The 15,763-nt window shown below is 39.3% G+C and carries 15 protein-coding genes; 8 read left to right on the top strand and 7 right to left on the bottom strand.

Translation table 11 applies throughout. The features are described from left to right. Positions 1 to 154 precede the first annotated feature (154 nt). Both rimO and MWU82_RS22035 read left to right on the top strand, forming a co-directional pair. A complete protein-coding gene (rimO, locus tag MWU82_RS22040) occupies positions 155 to 1,462 on the top strand; it encodes a 30S ribosomal protein S12 methylthiotransferase RimO (protein WP_247097951.1) in 1,308 nt (435 codons plus the stop codon). Positions 1,463 to 1,629: 167 nt separating this feature from the next. Continuing rightward, positions 1,630 to 2,574, top strand: a complete 945-nt coding sequence (locus MWU82_RS22035; protein ID WP_247097950.1) for a sugar phosphate isomerase/epimerase family protein — start codon at positions 1,630 to 1,632, stop codon at positions 2,572 to 2,574. On the opposite strand, the gene MWU82_RS22030 is transcribed toward MWU82_RS22035, so the two are convergent. The 4 genes from MWU82_RS22030 to MWU82_RS22015 all read right to left on the bottom strand — a co-directional run bounded on the left by MWU82_RS22030 (position 2,555) and on the right by MWU82_RS22015 (position 5,467). After that, complete coding sequence (locus MWU82_RS22030; protein WP_215947168.1) at positions 2,555 to 3,451, bottom strand: DMT family transporter; 897 nt, start codon at positions 3,449 to 3,451, stop codon at positions 2,555 to 2,557. The two genes, MWU82_RS22035 and MWU82_RS22030, sit on opposite strands and share 20 nt — an antisense overlap. An 83-nt stretch (positions 3,452 to 3,534) precedes the next feature. Continuing rightward, a complete protein-coding gene (locus tag MWU82_RS22025) occupies positions 3,535 to 4,050 on the bottom strand; it encodes an SRPBCC domain-containing protein (protein ID WP_247097949.1) in 516 nt (171 codons plus the stop codon). Then, complete coding sequence (locus tag MWU82_RS22020; protein ID WP_247097948.1) at positions 4,047 to 5,195, bottom strand: serine hydrolase; 1,149 nt, start codon at positions 5,193 to 5,195, stop codon at positions 4,047 to 4,049. The genes MWU82_RS22025 and MWU82_RS22020 overlap by 4 nt, the downstream gene beginning before the upstream one ends. Positions 5,196 to 5,218: 23 nt before the next feature. Next, positions 5,219 to 5,467, bottom strand: coding sequence for a hypothetical protein (locus MWU82_RS22015; RefSeq protein WP_247097947.1), 249 nt, complete (start codon positions 5,465 to 5,467; stop codon positions 5,219 to 5,221). A gap of 117 nt (positions 5,468 to 5,584) precedes the next feature. Here MWU82_RS22015 and MWU82_RS22010 point away from each other — a divergent pair, with 117 nt between their 5' ends. From MWU82_RS22010 to MWU82_RS21985, 6 genes are all read left to right on the top strand, one after another. Then, positions 5,585 to 6,478: a peptidyl-prolyl cis-trans isomerase gene (locus tag MWU82_RS22010; protein ID WP_215947164.1), complete on the top strand. Its 894-nt coding sequence runs from the start codon at positions 5,585 to 5,587 to the stop codon at positions 6,476 to 6,478. After that, the gene (locus MWU82_RS22005) at positions 6,462 to 7,913 is read left to right on the top strand and encodes a peptidylprolyl isomerase (protein ID WP_247097946.1); all 1,452 of its coding nucleotides are present in this window, start codon (positions 6,462 to 6,464) and stop codon (positions 7,911 to 7,913) included. Before MWU82_RS22010 ends, MWU82_RS22005 begins: the two co-directional genes overlap by 17 nt. A 4-nt stretch (positions 7,914 to 7,917) precedes the next feature. Further along, the gene (locus MWU82_RS22000) at positions 7,918 to 8,871 is read left to right on the top strand and encodes a MoxR family ATPase (protein WP_215947162.1); all 954 of its coding nucleotides are present in this window, start codon (positions 7,918 to 7,920) and stop codon (positions 8,869 to 8,871) included. Positions 8,872 to 9,073: 202 nt separating this feature from the next. Then, positions 9,074 to 11,341, top strand: coding sequence for an aconitate hydratase (locus MWU82_RS21995; RefSeq protein WP_247097945.1), 2,268 nt, complete (start codon positions 9,074 to 9,076; stop codon positions 11,339 to 11,341). Positions 11,342 to 11,418: 77 nt separating this feature from the next. Further along, positions 11,419 to 11,979, top strand: a complete 561-nt coding sequence (locus tag MWU82_RS21990; RefSeq protein WP_215947160.1) for a TlpA disulfide reductase family protein — start codon at positions 11,419 to 11,421, stop codon at positions 11,977 to 11,979. 7 nt (positions 11,980 to 11,986) lie between these two features. Further along, a complete protein-coding gene (locus MWU82_RS21985) occupies positions 11,987 to 12,550 on the top strand; it encodes a TlpA disulfide reductase family protein (RefSeq protein WP_247097944.1) in 564 nt (187 codons plus the stop codon). A gap of 16 nt (positions 12,551 to 12,566) precedes the next feature. Here MWU82_RS21985 and MWU82_RS21980 read toward each other — a convergent pair whose 3' ends face one another. From MWU82_RS21980 to crtI, 3 genes are read right to left on the bottom strand one after another with little or no spacing between them, the layout of a single operon-like run. Next, positions 12,567 to 13,025 carry a sterol desaturase family protein gene (locus MWU82_RS21980; RefSeq protein ID WP_247097943.1) on the bottom strand — a complete coding sequence of 153 codons (459 nt, stop codon included), beginning with the start codon at positions 13,023 to 13,025 and terminating at the stop codon, positions 12,567 to 12,569. Position 13,026: 1 nt separating this feature from the next. Continuing rightward, complete coding sequence (locus MWU82_RS21975) at positions 13,027 to 13,866, bottom strand: phytoene/squalene synthase family protein (RefSeq protein ID WP_247097942.1); 840 nt, start codon at positions 13,864 to 13,866, stop codon at positions 13,027 to 13,029. A gap of 2 nt (positions 13,867 to 13,868) precedes the next feature. Beyond that, entirely contained in the window at positions 13,869 to 15,332 is a 1,464-nt protein-coding gene (crtI, locus tag MWU82_RS21970; RefSeq protein ID WP_247097941.1) for a phytoene desaturase family protein, read from the bottom strand. Positions 15,333 to 15,763: the final 431 nt, after the last annotated feature.

Raw genomic sequence — 15,763 nt, 5'->3', positions numbered from 1 at the left:
AGGAATAAACCAGAAATAAGAAATTGGGTTTTCATAGGGCTTTATGAATTAGAGTTCAATTGGTTATAAAGGTTTAACGTTTAAAGAATAAAAAAAGATATATTGGGACTACAATCTTTTTTCAAGTTGTACTTTTGCACTTTATTTCAAAAATATGCGTACTAAATCACTTAAGAAGAATAGGATTAATGTTGTAACCTTGGGGTGTTCCAAGAATGTGTACGATTCAGAGGTATTGATGGGGCAATTGACGGCCAACAATAAGGAAGTTGTGCATGAGGAGGAAGGGAATGTTGTAGTTATAAACACTTGTGGTTTTATTGCCAATGCCAAGGAAGAGAGTGTAAATACCATTTTGGAATACGTTCAAAAAAAGGAAGCTGGGGAAGTGGATAAGGTATTTGTTACAGGTTGCTTAAGTGAACGATACAAACCGGACCTGCAAAAAGAGATCCCTAATGTGGATGAATATTTCGGAACAAGTGAATTGCCCAATTTGTTAAAGGCCTTGGGGGCCGATTATAAGCATGAACTTATAGGGGAACGGCTAACGACCACTCCAAAAAATTACGCCTATCTAAAAATTGCTGAAGGATGTGATCGTCCTTGTTCTTTCTGTGCCATCCCCATCATGAGGGGCAAACATAAGAGTACCCGTATAGAGGATCTAGTCACGGAAGCTAATAAATTGGCAGCCAAAGGGGTTAAGGAATTGATCCTTATTGCTCAAGACCTTACCTATTATGGATTGGACCTTTATAAGAAAAGGAATTTGGCAGAATTGCTGAACGAGTTGGTGAAGGTAGACGGCATTGAATGGATCCGATTGCATTACGCTTTCCCTACCGGATTTCCTATGGATGTTCTGGAAGTGATGAAACGAGAGCCTAAGGTCTGTAATTACTTGGATATTCCATTGCAGCATATTTCAGATGCTATATTAAAGAGCATGCGTAGGGGAACTACTCAGGCCAAAACAACAAAATTGTTGCAGGACTTTAGGGCTGCAGTACCAGAAATGACCATTAGGACCACTTTGATTGTTGGTTATCCCGGGGAGACCGAGGAAGATTTTCAAACCTTGAAAAGTTGGGTAGAAGCAATGCGTTTTGAAAGATTGGGCTGTTTTACCTATAGCCATGAGGAAAATACACACGCCTATAATTTGATAGACGATGTTCCTGAAGAGGTGAAACAACAAAGGGCTTCGGAGATCATGGAACTGCAATCACAGATTTCATGGGAGTTGAACCAAGAAAAAGTGGGTAAAACTTTACGCTGTATTATAGACCGTAAGGAAGGTAAATATTTTGTGGGTCGATCGGAGTTCGATTCCCCCGATGTGGACAACGAAGTCTTGGTTGATGCTGCAAAGCATTATCTGAAAGTAGGAGAATTTGTTGATCTTCATATTTTTGAAGCAGCAGATTTTGACCTTTACGGGGAGCCTATTCAAGGATAATCAATTAAATTTTAGTTGTAATTGGTTTCACTGGCCACAGGGTAAATGATCTTTGTGCCATTTGATGTCTTGTTGGTTTTATTTTGAATCTTAAACCTTCGGTTCTTGCCTTCAAGTAACATATACTTCACTTTTTTTCATATTTTAGTCGAATAACAGACATTAATATGAATCGCAGATCCTTTATTGCAGGTGCAGCAACTGCTAGTGTTGCTACAGTCTCATTGGCCAACACCCTGCCGATGGAAATTCCAAAGAAAGAAAAAAGATATCAAAACGGACAGAGTCCGTGGCCTATCTGTTTGGATACGGCGACCATTAGACCTGCAAAGGGTTTGGAAAAAAAAGTAGAGATTGCCATAGCGGCTGGCTACGATGCTATAGAACCCTGGGACAGCGATTTGGCAGAATATGAGAAGAGTGGTGGCGATCTTAAGAAATTAGGTGCTAAAATAAAGGAAGCCGGATTGTTTGTGCCCAGTATGATAGGGTTATGGGGTTGCATTCCCAAGAATGAGGAAGAGTTTCAAAATTCCTTGGCAGCCACCAAAAATAGAATGAGAATGGCATCTGAAATAGGCTGTACCTATGTACAGGCCATACCCAATCAGGTGGGGGAGAATTATGATGTTGCCTTTGTTGCGTCCTGCTATCGAAGATTATTGGAAATTGGAATAAAGGAGTACAATGTAATACCGGCCTTGGTATTTGTTAAGATGTTCCCTCTCAAGACCATGGGTCAGGCCACAGCTGTGGCCTTGGATGCCAATCACCCGAAAGCCAAAATAATACCGGATGTATATCATATGTACATTTCGGAAGGAGGCTTTGAAGGATTAAGGCTTTTGAACGGTGATATTTTTGCTATTTTTCAGTTTAACGATGCACCTAAAGGCATAGAGTTAAAAGATATGGAGGACAAACATCGTGTTTTTCCAGGTGACGGAATTTTACCGTTGCCACAGATTTTAAAAGACCTTAAAAGCACGGGTTTCAATGGCTGTATTTCCTTGGAGCTGTACAATCCGGAGTACCACAGTATGGATTTGTTGGAGGTGGCCAAGACCGGACTACAAAAGACCTTGAAAGTCATTAAAGAGGCGGGAGTTTAACCTTTTTCCTTATCGGTGGAACAAGTGGCTTGTCGTAAAAGGTAAGTCGTATTCCAAAGAGTAGGATAATGCCTCCAAGAATCATTTGTGGGGTAATTAGCTCGTTGAGAAATATCCAAGCCAGAATAGTGGCCAAGATGGCCTGTGCCAATAGACTTAAGGAGACTCTTGTGGCCCGCATATGTTGGGTGGAATAGCTGATGGACAACCATGCCAATAGCTGGCAGACCAATCCTTGGATAAAAAGTACAAACCAACCAATATTTGAGAAGCCGTTAAAAGGCTCCCCTAGCACATATGATAGGATCCCTAAAAAGAAAGAAGAAGAAATTAGACTAAGGGTCATGAAGTTTAAGACAGATGTCTTGGCCAGCACTTCTTTACTAATTAGAATATAGATGGCATAGAATACCCCGGACAATAATCCAAAACTAAAGCCAATATCAAAAGAAAGATGGGCAAAGAATTTAAATCCTACCAAGGTAACCATTCCTATAAGGGCAATAACGGTACCTATCCAAAAATTAATGGAGGGTTTGGGTTTTAAAAAGAAAAATGTACCGATGCCCACCCAAACCGGGGATAGGTTGGTCAAGAACGATGCTTGTGTGGCCGTGGATTCCTGAATGGCAATATTCCAAACCGCCACGTCAGATCCAAAACATATTCCGCAAATAATGGTAAGCAATAATGTGCGCAGATCCGGGATTTTCAATTGTTTGGTAAATAGAACATAAGGCAAGATTATGCTTAGCGCGATAGCCATGCGATAGAAGGCGGAAATAAGGCCCGGAGTATAATTCAGTTTCACCAATACCGGGAATATGGAAATACAAACTATTCCGATAATTAGGGCGATACGAGGTTTTGTTATCATTTTTGAAAAATGCCCAAAAATAGGAAATAAGAAGATTTGTTGCTGTCCTTAAACTAGTTAAATTCTTATAATATTGACATCCCCTAAATATTCACAAATTCAAATCCTGCGAGAGGTTGGTGTCGCAGATCATTTTGTGTTTCATTCAACAAAATGCCATATTCCAAAAAGGCCTTAAGATTTGCCAACCAGAACGTCCATCCGTTGCTGCAGCCATAATGGATGTTTAATTTGCTGTCATCATCTGTGGGTATGCTGTATTGTTTTAATGTCAAAAGTATATCATCGCCACAGTCTTCGAGTGAAACCGAAACCTTACAAACATTGGCAAAGGTGATTTCAAAAAAATCCGTGCCGTTCGCCTTTGTTACTGTTCCTTTTTCCTGACCGTCCCAATTGTGCCATTCCCAGATATAGCTGTCCCCTTCGGCAATAATCTCTTGTGCTGTCTTGGCACGGCCATCAGGTGATATATAAGTGGCCTTGCTCAAAAACCAAGACGTAATCCCTTCAGCTGTACACCAGGCCCAATAGATTTTTTCCATATTGGTTTTGATGTAGATTTTTTTGGTAAAGGAGTCAAAGCTTAAGGCTGTCATTGTCGTTGTTTTTGGGCTATTTCTAAATTGTAGATCTCTCTACCCAATTGTGCTAAAAACGGAAGTCCAATATCTTCGTACTCATAGGTGTTGTCGTTGAAAACCCCATTTTTATTGGCCAAAAGGGTGGCGGCCAGCATAAATTCCACATGATTTTTACTGTCTGTTATATAGGCACAATCCGTAATAGTGCCATAGGCATTGCCTACTTTATTATATATTTTGAGATATTTCGGAATGGTATCCCTGGTATCTCCGAACATAAAAAACTTACAATAACCATCATAATAATCCATTTCATCGTACCCCATGTTTTTGGGAAGGTCACTCATGGCCTTTAGGAGAAAACTATGTTGGTCGGGACTAAGATTGAATCGTTCGTTTTTCGGGAATTGTTCCGGGAAAATTATCCTTTTTAGCACTTCATTCTGGGTGCTAAGAGGGTAATAATTTTTTAAGCTAAAATCGAACGGTTCATTAATTAGGGTGTTCTCTTCGTAATAGGCCATTCCTTTTTTTATCCCGTTCAGGGCCAAGGGTACTGGGGGTTTGTTCACACTCGGTTTTAACCAAGTTGTTGTGGTGTCGTTTAAGTAAGCAATAAGTGGCCTTGTAGTTACCTCAAAAGCATTTTCCGTTGAAAGTCGATGGGAGATGCGCACAGCTGCTATGCCCTTGTCCTTCAAACTTTGGTTTATTCTGTCCTGACCTAAAAATTCCAAAAGTCGATTATTGGCCTCATTGTCACTTACTGCAAAAATCTTGGAGATTTCGTTGGCAAATGTTGTTTCCAGTGAGTCGCCTTCCACATAAAATTGGGTGTATAGGTCCAGGGAATCCATTTCGTTCAATTTTTCTAGAGCAAGGACGGCGGTTAGGATTTTAACCGTGCTTGCCGGGTAGAAGTAGTTGCTGTCTTTAACCTGAAAATTGTAGTCTGTAAAAATTATGCTGTCCTTTATCCTGTCTATTCGGGTATACCTAACTTGTAGCTCATATTGGGCCAAGCTATCCATAACGTTCCTTATTTTGGAATTGTCGGAGGCTAGGGCCATACTCAATAAGTCTGGATCTTCAATAGGTGTGGCGCATGAAAAAAGCAGGGTCGTTATGGCGATAATGTGAAAAAAGAATCTTCTGCCCATGGGTTTTATTACTTATATTTTGGCTAGTCTATTGGGGTGTAGACTTCACCTCGATGCGGTTTTAAGGCATCCCTAACGGCAATCATCTCGGATTCGTTTACAACCATATATGCAATGGAGTGCATATTGTTTAGGTCCGTATTTCCTGTAATGTTTAAGGTCAAATTTTGTGCCAGCACATATTCTTCAAGATGTATTTTGTGGTGCTTCGCTGTATTCTGGGCCGATTCACCCCTAAAATCCCAAATTAGTTTTATTTGTCTATCCGCCATGGAATAAAATTAATAATAAAAGGAATAACATAGGCAGTAAACCATCCGATAAATGTTGGGGATTTTTATTGGGAAATGAAGACTTGCATAATGCTGCTTAATTGCTAAATTTGCGGAATGGATTTTTGTGAAATAAAGCTGGAAAAAGTCTCGATATTTTTACTGAGTGTAGTAATGCTATGCACTTTTATATCCTGTGATTCCCTTTTTAAGAAGAAGGAAGACAAAATTCCTGTGGCCCGGGTAGGGGAAACCTATTTGTACAAGGAGGATTTAAAAGAGTTGCTTTTGACCAATATGTCCAAGGAGGACAGTACCTCTTTGGTCAATAATTATATTAATAATTGGGCTTATAAACAACTTTTGCTTTCCAAGGCCAAAATAAATCTTCCCGAGGAGAAGCTGGAATATTTTGAGCAATTGGTGTCCAATTACAGAACAGATTTATACACAGGGGCCTATAAGGAGGCATTGGTCCTTCAATCCCATGATACCGCTATAACCCGTTCCCAGCTCACTGAGTTCTATGAGCGCGAAAAGGAAAATTTTAAATTGAAGGAACGGATAATACAGTTGAGGTTTGTAGAATTGCCTATACAATATTTGGACAAGGATTTGGTTGCCAAGAAATTAAGGGATTTTAAGGAATCGGATAAACGCTATTTGGATTCTATTAGTGTACAATTTAGTAAAGTCAATTTTAACGATTCTATTTGGGTAAATGTTTTTCGGGTTATGGAAGAAATTACTCCGTTAACCGTTGAAAATCAGGACAAGTACTTAAAAAAATCACAATTTTTTGAATTACAGGACTCTTTAGGGGTATATTTGGCGAAGGTAAACGATATGTTGGAAATCAACGATATTGCTCCCCTTACTTATATTGAACCTACCATTAAACAACTGCTTTTAAATAGAAGGAAGTTGGATTATATGAAAAAATTGGAGGTAGAGGTAATGGATGAAGCTATTAAAGAAAAAGAATTTGAAGTTTATGAACAAGGTAATTAAAACAGGTTTTTCCCTTTCTATTTTATTGTTGACAGGGATGATGTTTGCACAGGAATCAGAAAATATTCCAGACACTCAGGTAGAACCACAAGAGGTAATTGTGGAGGAATCCATGATTTCGAAAAACGATACTGTCAACAATTTTAAAAGGATAAAATTGGACGGGATAGCTGCTGTGGTAGGAGATTATGTAATCTTGGAATCGGATATAGAAAAAACTTTGATAGATCTTAAGAGTCAAGGGGCTTCCACTGCCGATGTAACAAGATGCGGCCTTTTGGGCAAGTTAATGGAAGATCGCTTATATGCGCATCAGGCTGTTCAGGATAGTATTTTGGTTTCGGATGATGAGGTAAATGCCCAAGGGGATAGACAGTTGCAACAACTGGTGTCCCAGATCGGTTCCATGGAGAAAGTCTTAAATTATTATAAAAAGGATGATGAGGCCAGTTTTCGTGAAGAACTATACAAGATCAACAAGTTAAGGATGCTTTCCGAAAAAATGCAGAACAAAATTGTTTCGGAAATAGAGATTACTCCGGAGGAAGTTAGGCAGTTCTTTAATAAGATTCCAGTGGATGAGAGACCCGTTTTTGGTGCGGAGTTGGAAATTGCCCAAATCGTAAAGCAGCCCAAGGCTTCCGATGAAGAAAAGCAAAAAGTTATAGATAAACTAAATGGGATTAAGGCAGATATTGAGGAAAATGATGCTAGCTTTAGCGTGAAGGCTATTTTATATTCACAAGATCCCGGATCCAAATCCAAAGGTGGGTTTTACAGTATGACCCGTGAGACTCCATTTGTTAAGGAATTTAAGGATGTGGCTTTTAGTTTGAGGGAAGGTGAGATTTCAGAACCGTTCGAAACCGATTTTGGTTATCACATTATATATGTTGAAAAAATTAGGGGCCGTGAGTTGGATCTAAGACACATTCTTATAACCCCGGAGATATCCCAAAAAGAATTGGATGATGCAAAGAAGGAATTGGATAGCATAAGAAAAGGCGTATTGGATGGTAAATTTACCTTTGCGGCCGCAGCTTTAAACTTTTCCGATGAAAAGGAAACCAAGTTTGACGGAGGTTTATTAAGAAACCCACAGGACTATAGCTCCAGATTTGAACTTACCAAAATGGAGCCATCGCTCTATAACCAAGTGAGGGACATTAAGGACAATGAAATTTCCATGCCAATTCTGGAGAATGATCCCAGAGGAGGCGCTCCCAAGTACAAAATCATGAAAATCACCAATCGTTATGATGAACATGTTGCCGATTTTGCAAAGGATTATATAAAGATTCAGGAATTGGCGCTTAGGGAAAAGCAGTATAATGCCATTAAAAAATGGATGGACGAGCATATTGAAGATACCTATGTGAGTGTTAATTCCGCGAATAAAGATTGTGATTTTGCAAATAATTGGGTAAAGGAATAAATGCATGTCAGACGTAGCTGCAATTAAGGCTCTAGTTGAAAAAAATAAGGTTCTTAAAAAGGAAATAGCCAAAATAATTATTGGGCAGGAGGAAGTGGTAGATCAAATACTACTTTCTATTTATACTGGGGGGCACTCCTTGCTTATAGGAGTTCCGGGTTTGGCCAAGACCCTCATGGTAAATACAATTGCCTCGGCTTTGGGATTGGGTTTTAAAAGGATTCAATTTACCCCAGATCTTATGCCCAGTGACATACTAGGTAGTGAGGTATTGGATCAAAATAGGAACTTTAAGTTCATAAAAGGGCCAATTTTTTCCAATATAATTTTGGCCGACGAAATAAACCGTACCCCGCCCAAAACCCAAGCAGCCCTGTTGGAGGCCATGCAGGAACGAGCGGTGACCATAGCTGGTAATCAATATAAATTGGATTTGCCCTATTATGTTTTGGCAACCCAGAACCCAATAGAGCAAGAAGGCACCTACCCATTGCCCGAAGCGCAATTGGATCGATTTATGTTTGCCATAGAATTGAAATATCCATCTATCGCTGAGGAAATTAAGGTAGTAAAGGAAACAACTTCCGATTTTAAGCATGAAATCACTCCTTTGTTTACTCCAGGGGAAATAATGGATATTCAACATTTGGTCCGTAGAATTCCAGTTCCCGACAATGTGGTGGAATATGCAGTGAAATTAGTGAATAGCACAAGACCGAATCAAGATAGTGCTTCGGAATTTGTAAAGCAGTTCATAGATTGGGGGGCAGGGCCTAGAGCTTCCCAGAATTTAATATTGGGAGCTAAAGCACATGCTGCCGTGAACGGTAAATTTTCTCCGGATATTGAAGATGTCAAAGCAGTGTCGTTGGGAATCCTGAGACATCGGATTATTAAAAATTATAAGGCGGAGGCCGAAGGAATTTCCGAAGAGGATATTATTCGAAAGCTTTTATAGTAGACTAAAATAAGCAAGAATTACTCGATTTTTATAGGCTCAAAAAAATGAAATTTATTGCATTTACATTCCTATAAGGGCAATCTTTTTTACAATTACATAAAATTGGCGTATTCTTGTCGTATTCTTAGTTTAAAAGTTTTATAAACGTAAGGTATTTTCTTAATTTTGAAGAATAACTTAAACTAAAATTTTATAGATAATGGCATTCGATATTGATATGATTAAAAAGGTGTATGCCAACATGTCCGAACGTGTTGATAAGGCGCGTGAAATTGTTGGAAAACCTTTAACCCTTTCAGAGAAAATTTTGTATTCCCACTTGTGGGACGGTACGCCTACCAAGGCATTTAATAGAGGTAAGGACTATGTTGATTTTGCACCGGATCGAATCGCTTGTCAGGATGCTACTGCGCAAATGGCATTGTTACAATTTATGCAGGCTGGAAAACCAAAAGTAGCTGTACCAACTACAGTTCATTGTGATCACCTTATACAGGCAAAAAGTGGAGCTGTGGCAGATTTGAAAGTTGCCAATACTTCCAGTGCCGAAGTTTTTAATTTTTTGGAATCTGTTTCCAATAAGTACGGAATTGGTTTTTGGAAGCCAGGTGCTGGTATTATTCACCAAGTAGTTCTTGAAAACTATGCCTTTCCTGGAGGAATGATGATAGGAACCGACTCCCATACGGTTAACGCCGGGGGTCTTGGAATGGTTGCCATTGGTGTAGGTGGGGCCGATGCTGTGGATGTTATGGCCGGAATGGCCTGGGAACTTAAGTTTCCAAAATTGATAGGAGTAAAATTAACCGGTAATATCTCTGGCTGGACATCTGCCAAGGATGTTATTTTAAAAGTGGCTGGTATACTAACCGTAAAGGGTGGTACCGGAGCCATAATAGAGTATTTTGGTGAAGGTGCCAAAAATCTTTCTTGTACCGGTAAAGGTACCATATGTAACATGGGCGCTGAAGTTGGGGCTACTACCTCTACCTTCGGTTATGATGCCTCTATGGAAAGATATTTAAGGGCTACGGATAGAAATGATGTTGCCGATGCAGCAAATGCCGTTAAGGATTACTTGACTGCAGATCCTGAGGTATATGCCAATCCTGAGAAATATTTTGATGAAATTATAGAAATAGATCTGAACACGCTTAAGCCACATCTTAATGGTCCATTTACCCCAGATTTAGCTACTCCGGTAGGGCAGTTGGGAGAAAAGGCGAAAGCTAACGGATGGCCTTTAAAAGTGGATTGGGGGCTAATAGGGTCTTGTACCAATTCTTCTTATGAGGATTTGACCAGGGCTGCCTCTATTGCCAAGCAGGCTGTTGATAAAAAGATAAAACCAAAATCGGATTTTGGTATCAATCCAGGGTCTGAACAGATCAGATTTACAGCGGAACGTGATGGTTTGTTGCAGATATTCGAAAATTTGGGAGCAACGGTATTTACCAATGCCTGTGGTCCATGTATAGGACAATGGGATCGTAGTGATCTAAAAGGTGATGAGAAGAATACTATAGTCCATTCCTTTAACCGTAACTTTTCCAAGAGGGCAGATGGAAATCCAAATACCCACGCTTTTGTAGGTTCCCCAGAAATGGTGGCTGCAATTGCAATTTCAGGTAGATTGGATTTTGATCCAATGAACGATACATTGATCAATGAGGACGGACAAGAAGTTAAATTGGACGAGCCATTGGGGATTGAATTGCCTCCAAAAGGATTTGAAGTGGAAGATGTAGGTTATTTGGCACCAATGGAAGATGGTTCGAGTGTTGAAGTAAAGGTAGATCCCAAGTCAGAACGTTTGCAATTGTTGGATCCTTTTACTCCTATAAAACCGGAAAGTCTTCAAGGGGCTAAATTATTGATCAAGGCCTTTGGAAAATGTACTACAGACCACATTTCCATGGCTGGTCCTTGGTTGCGTTTTAGAGGTCATTTGGATAATATTGCCAATAACACCTTGATAGGAGCGGTAAATGCCTTCAATAAAAAGACAAATTTCGTAAAGAATCAGCTTACTGGAGAGTATGTTGGTGTTCCTGATGCACAAAGGGCTTACAAGGCCGCTGGCATAAAAACAGTAGTTGTGGGAGATCATAACTATGGAGAAGGATCGTCACGTGAACATGCTGCCATGCAGCCAAGACATTTGGGTGTAGCTGTGGTAATCGTTAAGTCATTTGCACGTATCCATGAAACCAACCTTAAGAAACAAGGTATGTTGGGATTAACTTTTGCCAATGAAAGTGATTATGACTTGATACAAGAGGACGATACCTTCAACTTTATCGATATAAAGGATTTTGCCCCAGAAAAGCAAATTACCTTGGAATTGGTACATAAAGATGGTTCTAAGGACACTATTAAATTAAACCATACCTATAATCAATCGCAGATTGAATGGTTTAATGAAGGCTCCGCCCTTAACGTTATAAAAAGGGAGAACGCGGCTTAATTTAGTGTTGTAAATACTTTATAAAAACTCCTGATATTCATCAGGAGTTTTTTAGTTTTGACAAAAGGATAAATTAAATGAAAATTCGTAAAAAAACTGTTTTGAACATCGCCTTTATGGCTTTAATTCTATCTTTTTTTGTAACGCCCTTGGGCGACTATAGCAAGGTGTTGTTAAATAAATGGTTCTCCTTTTCACCGGAAGTAACTAAAGAAATCAATAGGGGACAGATTAAGGATTACAATTGGAAATTAAAAGATGCCAATTGGAATTTCTTCAATTTTAAGAAGTCTAAAGGTCGTGTTGTCTTTATCAATTTTTGGAGGTCTTGGAATATTCCAAGTGAGGCCGAAGTGGAAAGTATCCAAAAATTATATGATGATTATAAGGGTAAGATAGATTTTTATATCATTACCAATGAGGAAAGGGAACCGGTAGAGAAATTCATGGAGGATCACGGTTTTACTTTTCCGGTAACTTATTCCATAGTAGGGGATCCCATGCCTGTAGATGGTTCCAAACCACCACGATCCTATTTGTTGGATAAGGAGGGAAGGATAGTAATTAGTAAGGAAGGGGTAGCGGATTGGGACAATGACAAGGTAAAGGCCATCTTGGACGATCTTATTGCTAAATAGAGACTATATGATGGTACCTAACAAGAAGTGGATTATTAACGGTGTTTTTATTCTTGCCGTTCTGGTGTTGTTATTTACTCCGCTAGGATTTAAAGTAAAGGTTTTTGCTAGCCAATTGTTATCTACAAGTGCTGCAATGGTAAAGGAGGGGGTGCAGGTTCCTTTGGATTCGTATCAGTGGAAATTGACCGATTTGGAAAATAGGTCATTTGATTTTGAAGATCAAAAGGGAAAGGTAATCCTTGTAAATTTTTGGGCAACTTGGTGTCCTCCATGTGTAGCGGAAATGCCGAGTATGCAGGATCTATATAATGATTATGGTGATAAGGTTACGTTTATGTTCGTTACTTCGGACGACCGTCAAAAAGTGGTGAACTTTTTAAAAAGAAAGAATTTGGATCTCCCTGTTTACTATCCTGCTTCAGAAACGCCTAAAACGCTTAGATCCAAGCTCCTTCCAACTACATACATTATTAACAAGGAAGGTAAAATTGTTGTAGCGGAAACCGGTGCTGCAGATTGGAACAGTAGCAAAACAAGGGCGCTTATAGACGGCCTGTTAAGTAAGTAGTATTAGGGCCCTAATTCTATTTTTCTTTTTTTTGGAAATACTTAAAGGGTACCATTAGCATTCCAAAACATTCCCCGTCCTCTTTTCCTAAATGTTTATGATGCATTTTATGAGCTCTCCTTACCCCTTTGGCATACCAATTATTTGCATTTCTGAACAATTTAAACCTTTGGTGTATAAAAATATCATGAACCAGGAAGTAAGCGGCTCCATAAGCCAATATGCCAAACCCTAAGGGCCATCCGTACCAAAAATCGGTTTGGGAGCCTAGCCAAAAGAAAGTCATGCTGACCGCGGCGTAGAACAAAAAAAATGCATCGTTTCTTTCAAACCATGAATCGTGGTCCTTTTTATGGTGATCCCTGTGCAATGACCATAAGAAACCATGCATAATATATTTATGGGTAAACCAGGCCATAAATTCCATAAAGGAAAAAGTGGCGAAGAAAATTAAAATCCAAATCAACATTTTCATCCTAAACCAGTTTTAATTTGTAGTTAATATACGAATTGGCCAATAATCTAAATTTGTGTAGATTGGAAACCCGTATTCTAGTACCCATGATCTGCGATGAAGGCGTGTCCTGCAATTTTTTCAACAACTTAAAATAATATCTATATGCTGTATAAACACCAAATTTAGCTTCACGGGGCAATTGAATTATGCCGGAATATCCCAATTTAAAATCGGATTTTATTTCTTCAACAATTTTGTTTTTGGCTTCCTCTGTCAGATTTTGGAGATTGGTGTTCGGGAAATAAGTTCTGTTCAAATCTTCAAAATCTGTTTTTAAGTCCCTTAAAAAATTCACCTTTTGAAAAGCAGATCCCAAGGCCATAGCTGAGGGTTTAAGTTTTTCATACTCTATTTGGTCTCCCTGTACAAAAACCATTAAGCACATTAAGCCAACCACATCCGCGGAGCCATAAATATATTCCTGATACTGGCTATCCGTAAGACAAATCCTTTTTTCCAAGTCCATCCGCATACTCTTCAGGAATGAGGTCACCAAATGCAGTGGAATGTCATATTTGTGGAAGGTATGTTGAAATGAATTTAGAATGGGATTAAGACTTATTTTGTGTTCCAGAGCATCCTTCAAATCCTTCTCAAATTTATTCAATAAAAACAACTTATCATAATCGTGAAAACTGTCCACAATTTCATCGGCAAACCGTACAAAGCCATAAATGTTATATATATCCCCTCTTATGGACGGAGCCAACATTTTGGTGGCCAAGGTAAAGGAGGTGCTGTAATGTTCGGTGACGAGCTTACTGCATTCCAGGGAAACGGTATCAAAAATTGACTTCATATTTAAGTTTTCTGATATTTAACAATAAGTTCCGACACCAATTTTCCGGAAATTAGGGCTGGAGGTACGCCTGGACCAGGCACGGTAAGCTGGCCGGTGAAAAATAGATTATCTACTTTTTTACTGTGTAATTTGGGTCTAAGAAAGGCAGTTTGCAACAGGGTATTGGCCATGCCATAGGCATTTCCCTTATAGGAATTGTATTGGTCAATAAAATCATTTACACAAAAGTCTTCCTTAAAAAGAATACTATTTTTTACTTGTTGCCCGGTAAGTTTTTGAAACCTGTTTAAAATAATATCAAAATACTTATTTCGGAGTTCTTGGGTGTCCTCCAAATCTGGGGCAATGGGAATTAGGAAAAAGCCTGTTTCACATCCTTCGGGAGCCATACTGGAATCTGTGATGGACGGAAAGTTGGCATAGAAGAGCGGTGCTTCGGGCCATTTGGGGTCATCATATATTTCTTTGGCGTGTTGTTCAAAGCTGGTATCGAAAAATAAGTTATGATGGGATACGTTTTGTAATTTTTTATCAAACCCCACATAGAATAATAAGGAGGACGGGGCAAAGGTTTTTTTGTTCCAATATGCTTCGGAATATTGGCGAAATTGTTGGTCCAACAATGTTTCCGAATGGTGGTAATCGGCACCGCTCAGTACAACATCTGCTTTAATGGTGTTTCCATTAACACTAATGCCTGTGGCCTTGCCCTTGGTTACTTCAATCTTTGTTACTGCCTGATCTGTGTAAATTTTGACACCCAATTCCAAAGCCAAAAGCTCCATGGCTCTAATAACCTGGTGCATTCCGCCTTTGGGATGCCAGGTGCCCAGTCCAAAATCGGCAAAATTCATAAAACTATAAAAGGATGGGGTTTTGCTGGGCTTGGCCCCTAAGAACAGCACTGGAAATTCTAGGGTAGAAATTAGTTTTGGGTTTTTAAAACGTTTTCGGACCTCGTCACTTATAGATTTAAAGAACTGGTCCAGACGCACTATGGTATCTTTACTAACCAATTCCAAAGGGGAAAGGCCCGGGCGAAGGACTATCTTGTGAATGGCGATTTCATAATTGTCCTGTGCTTTATTAATGAACTTGCGCAAAGGTTCTGCACTGCCTTTTTCAATTCGCTCAAATTCTTCGCAAATCTTGTCCATACTATCCCCTATGGTAATAACATCGTCCGAAAAGTAAATGTTATAGGCAGGATCCAACTTATCCAGTTGATAGTAGTCCGATGTTTTTTTGCCAAAATCATTGAAAAAACTTTCAAATATATCCGGCATCCAATACCAACTTGGCCCCATATCAAAAGTGAAACCATCCCGGACAAATTGCCTAGCTCGGCCCCCAACGGTCTTGTTTTTCTCGTAAATAGACACATCGTATCCCTGTTTTGCCAAATAGCAGGATGCAGAAAGCGATGCAAACCCAGATCCGATGATGATAACTCTTTTGCCCATAGGTATTTGTATATAATTTGTGGCATTCCAATTTTAGCTAAATGCCATATTATGAAAATAAGGCTTATTTTCTAGATATGTAAGGCAATTTTTCTAATAGATCACTTATTGGAACTTCGGATCAATCCCAAAAGTTGTGTGTGAATTGGATAAAGATAGGATAGACTATCCCAGAGTTCGTGTTCTGTTCATTTTTTGCATCGCCCAAAAAACGAACCAAAAAACGCTAGGCTGATTTTTCTTTTCTTGAAATCTACGGACTTTGCACGGCCGCAGCGTCCAGGCCGCTTTCACTAAGGTGAAATGCTCTATGGACGCCTACCTACACCCGGTGTGAAAACCCCTTGATTTACTACTAAAATAAAAATAGGCCGTTCCTTTGTTCCGTCAACCTATATAGTGTCAATAAATCATTGACCATTATTGAATAC

The organism is Arenibacter sp. S6351L (assembly GCF_023016025.1).
Taxonomy (GTDB): Bacteria; Bacteroidota; Bacteroidia; order Flavobacteriales; family Flavobacteriaceae; genus Arenibacter; species Arenibacter algicola_B.
Note: the sequence above shows the minus strand (reverse complement) of the source record. Positions and strands in the feature narration are given on the sequence as shown.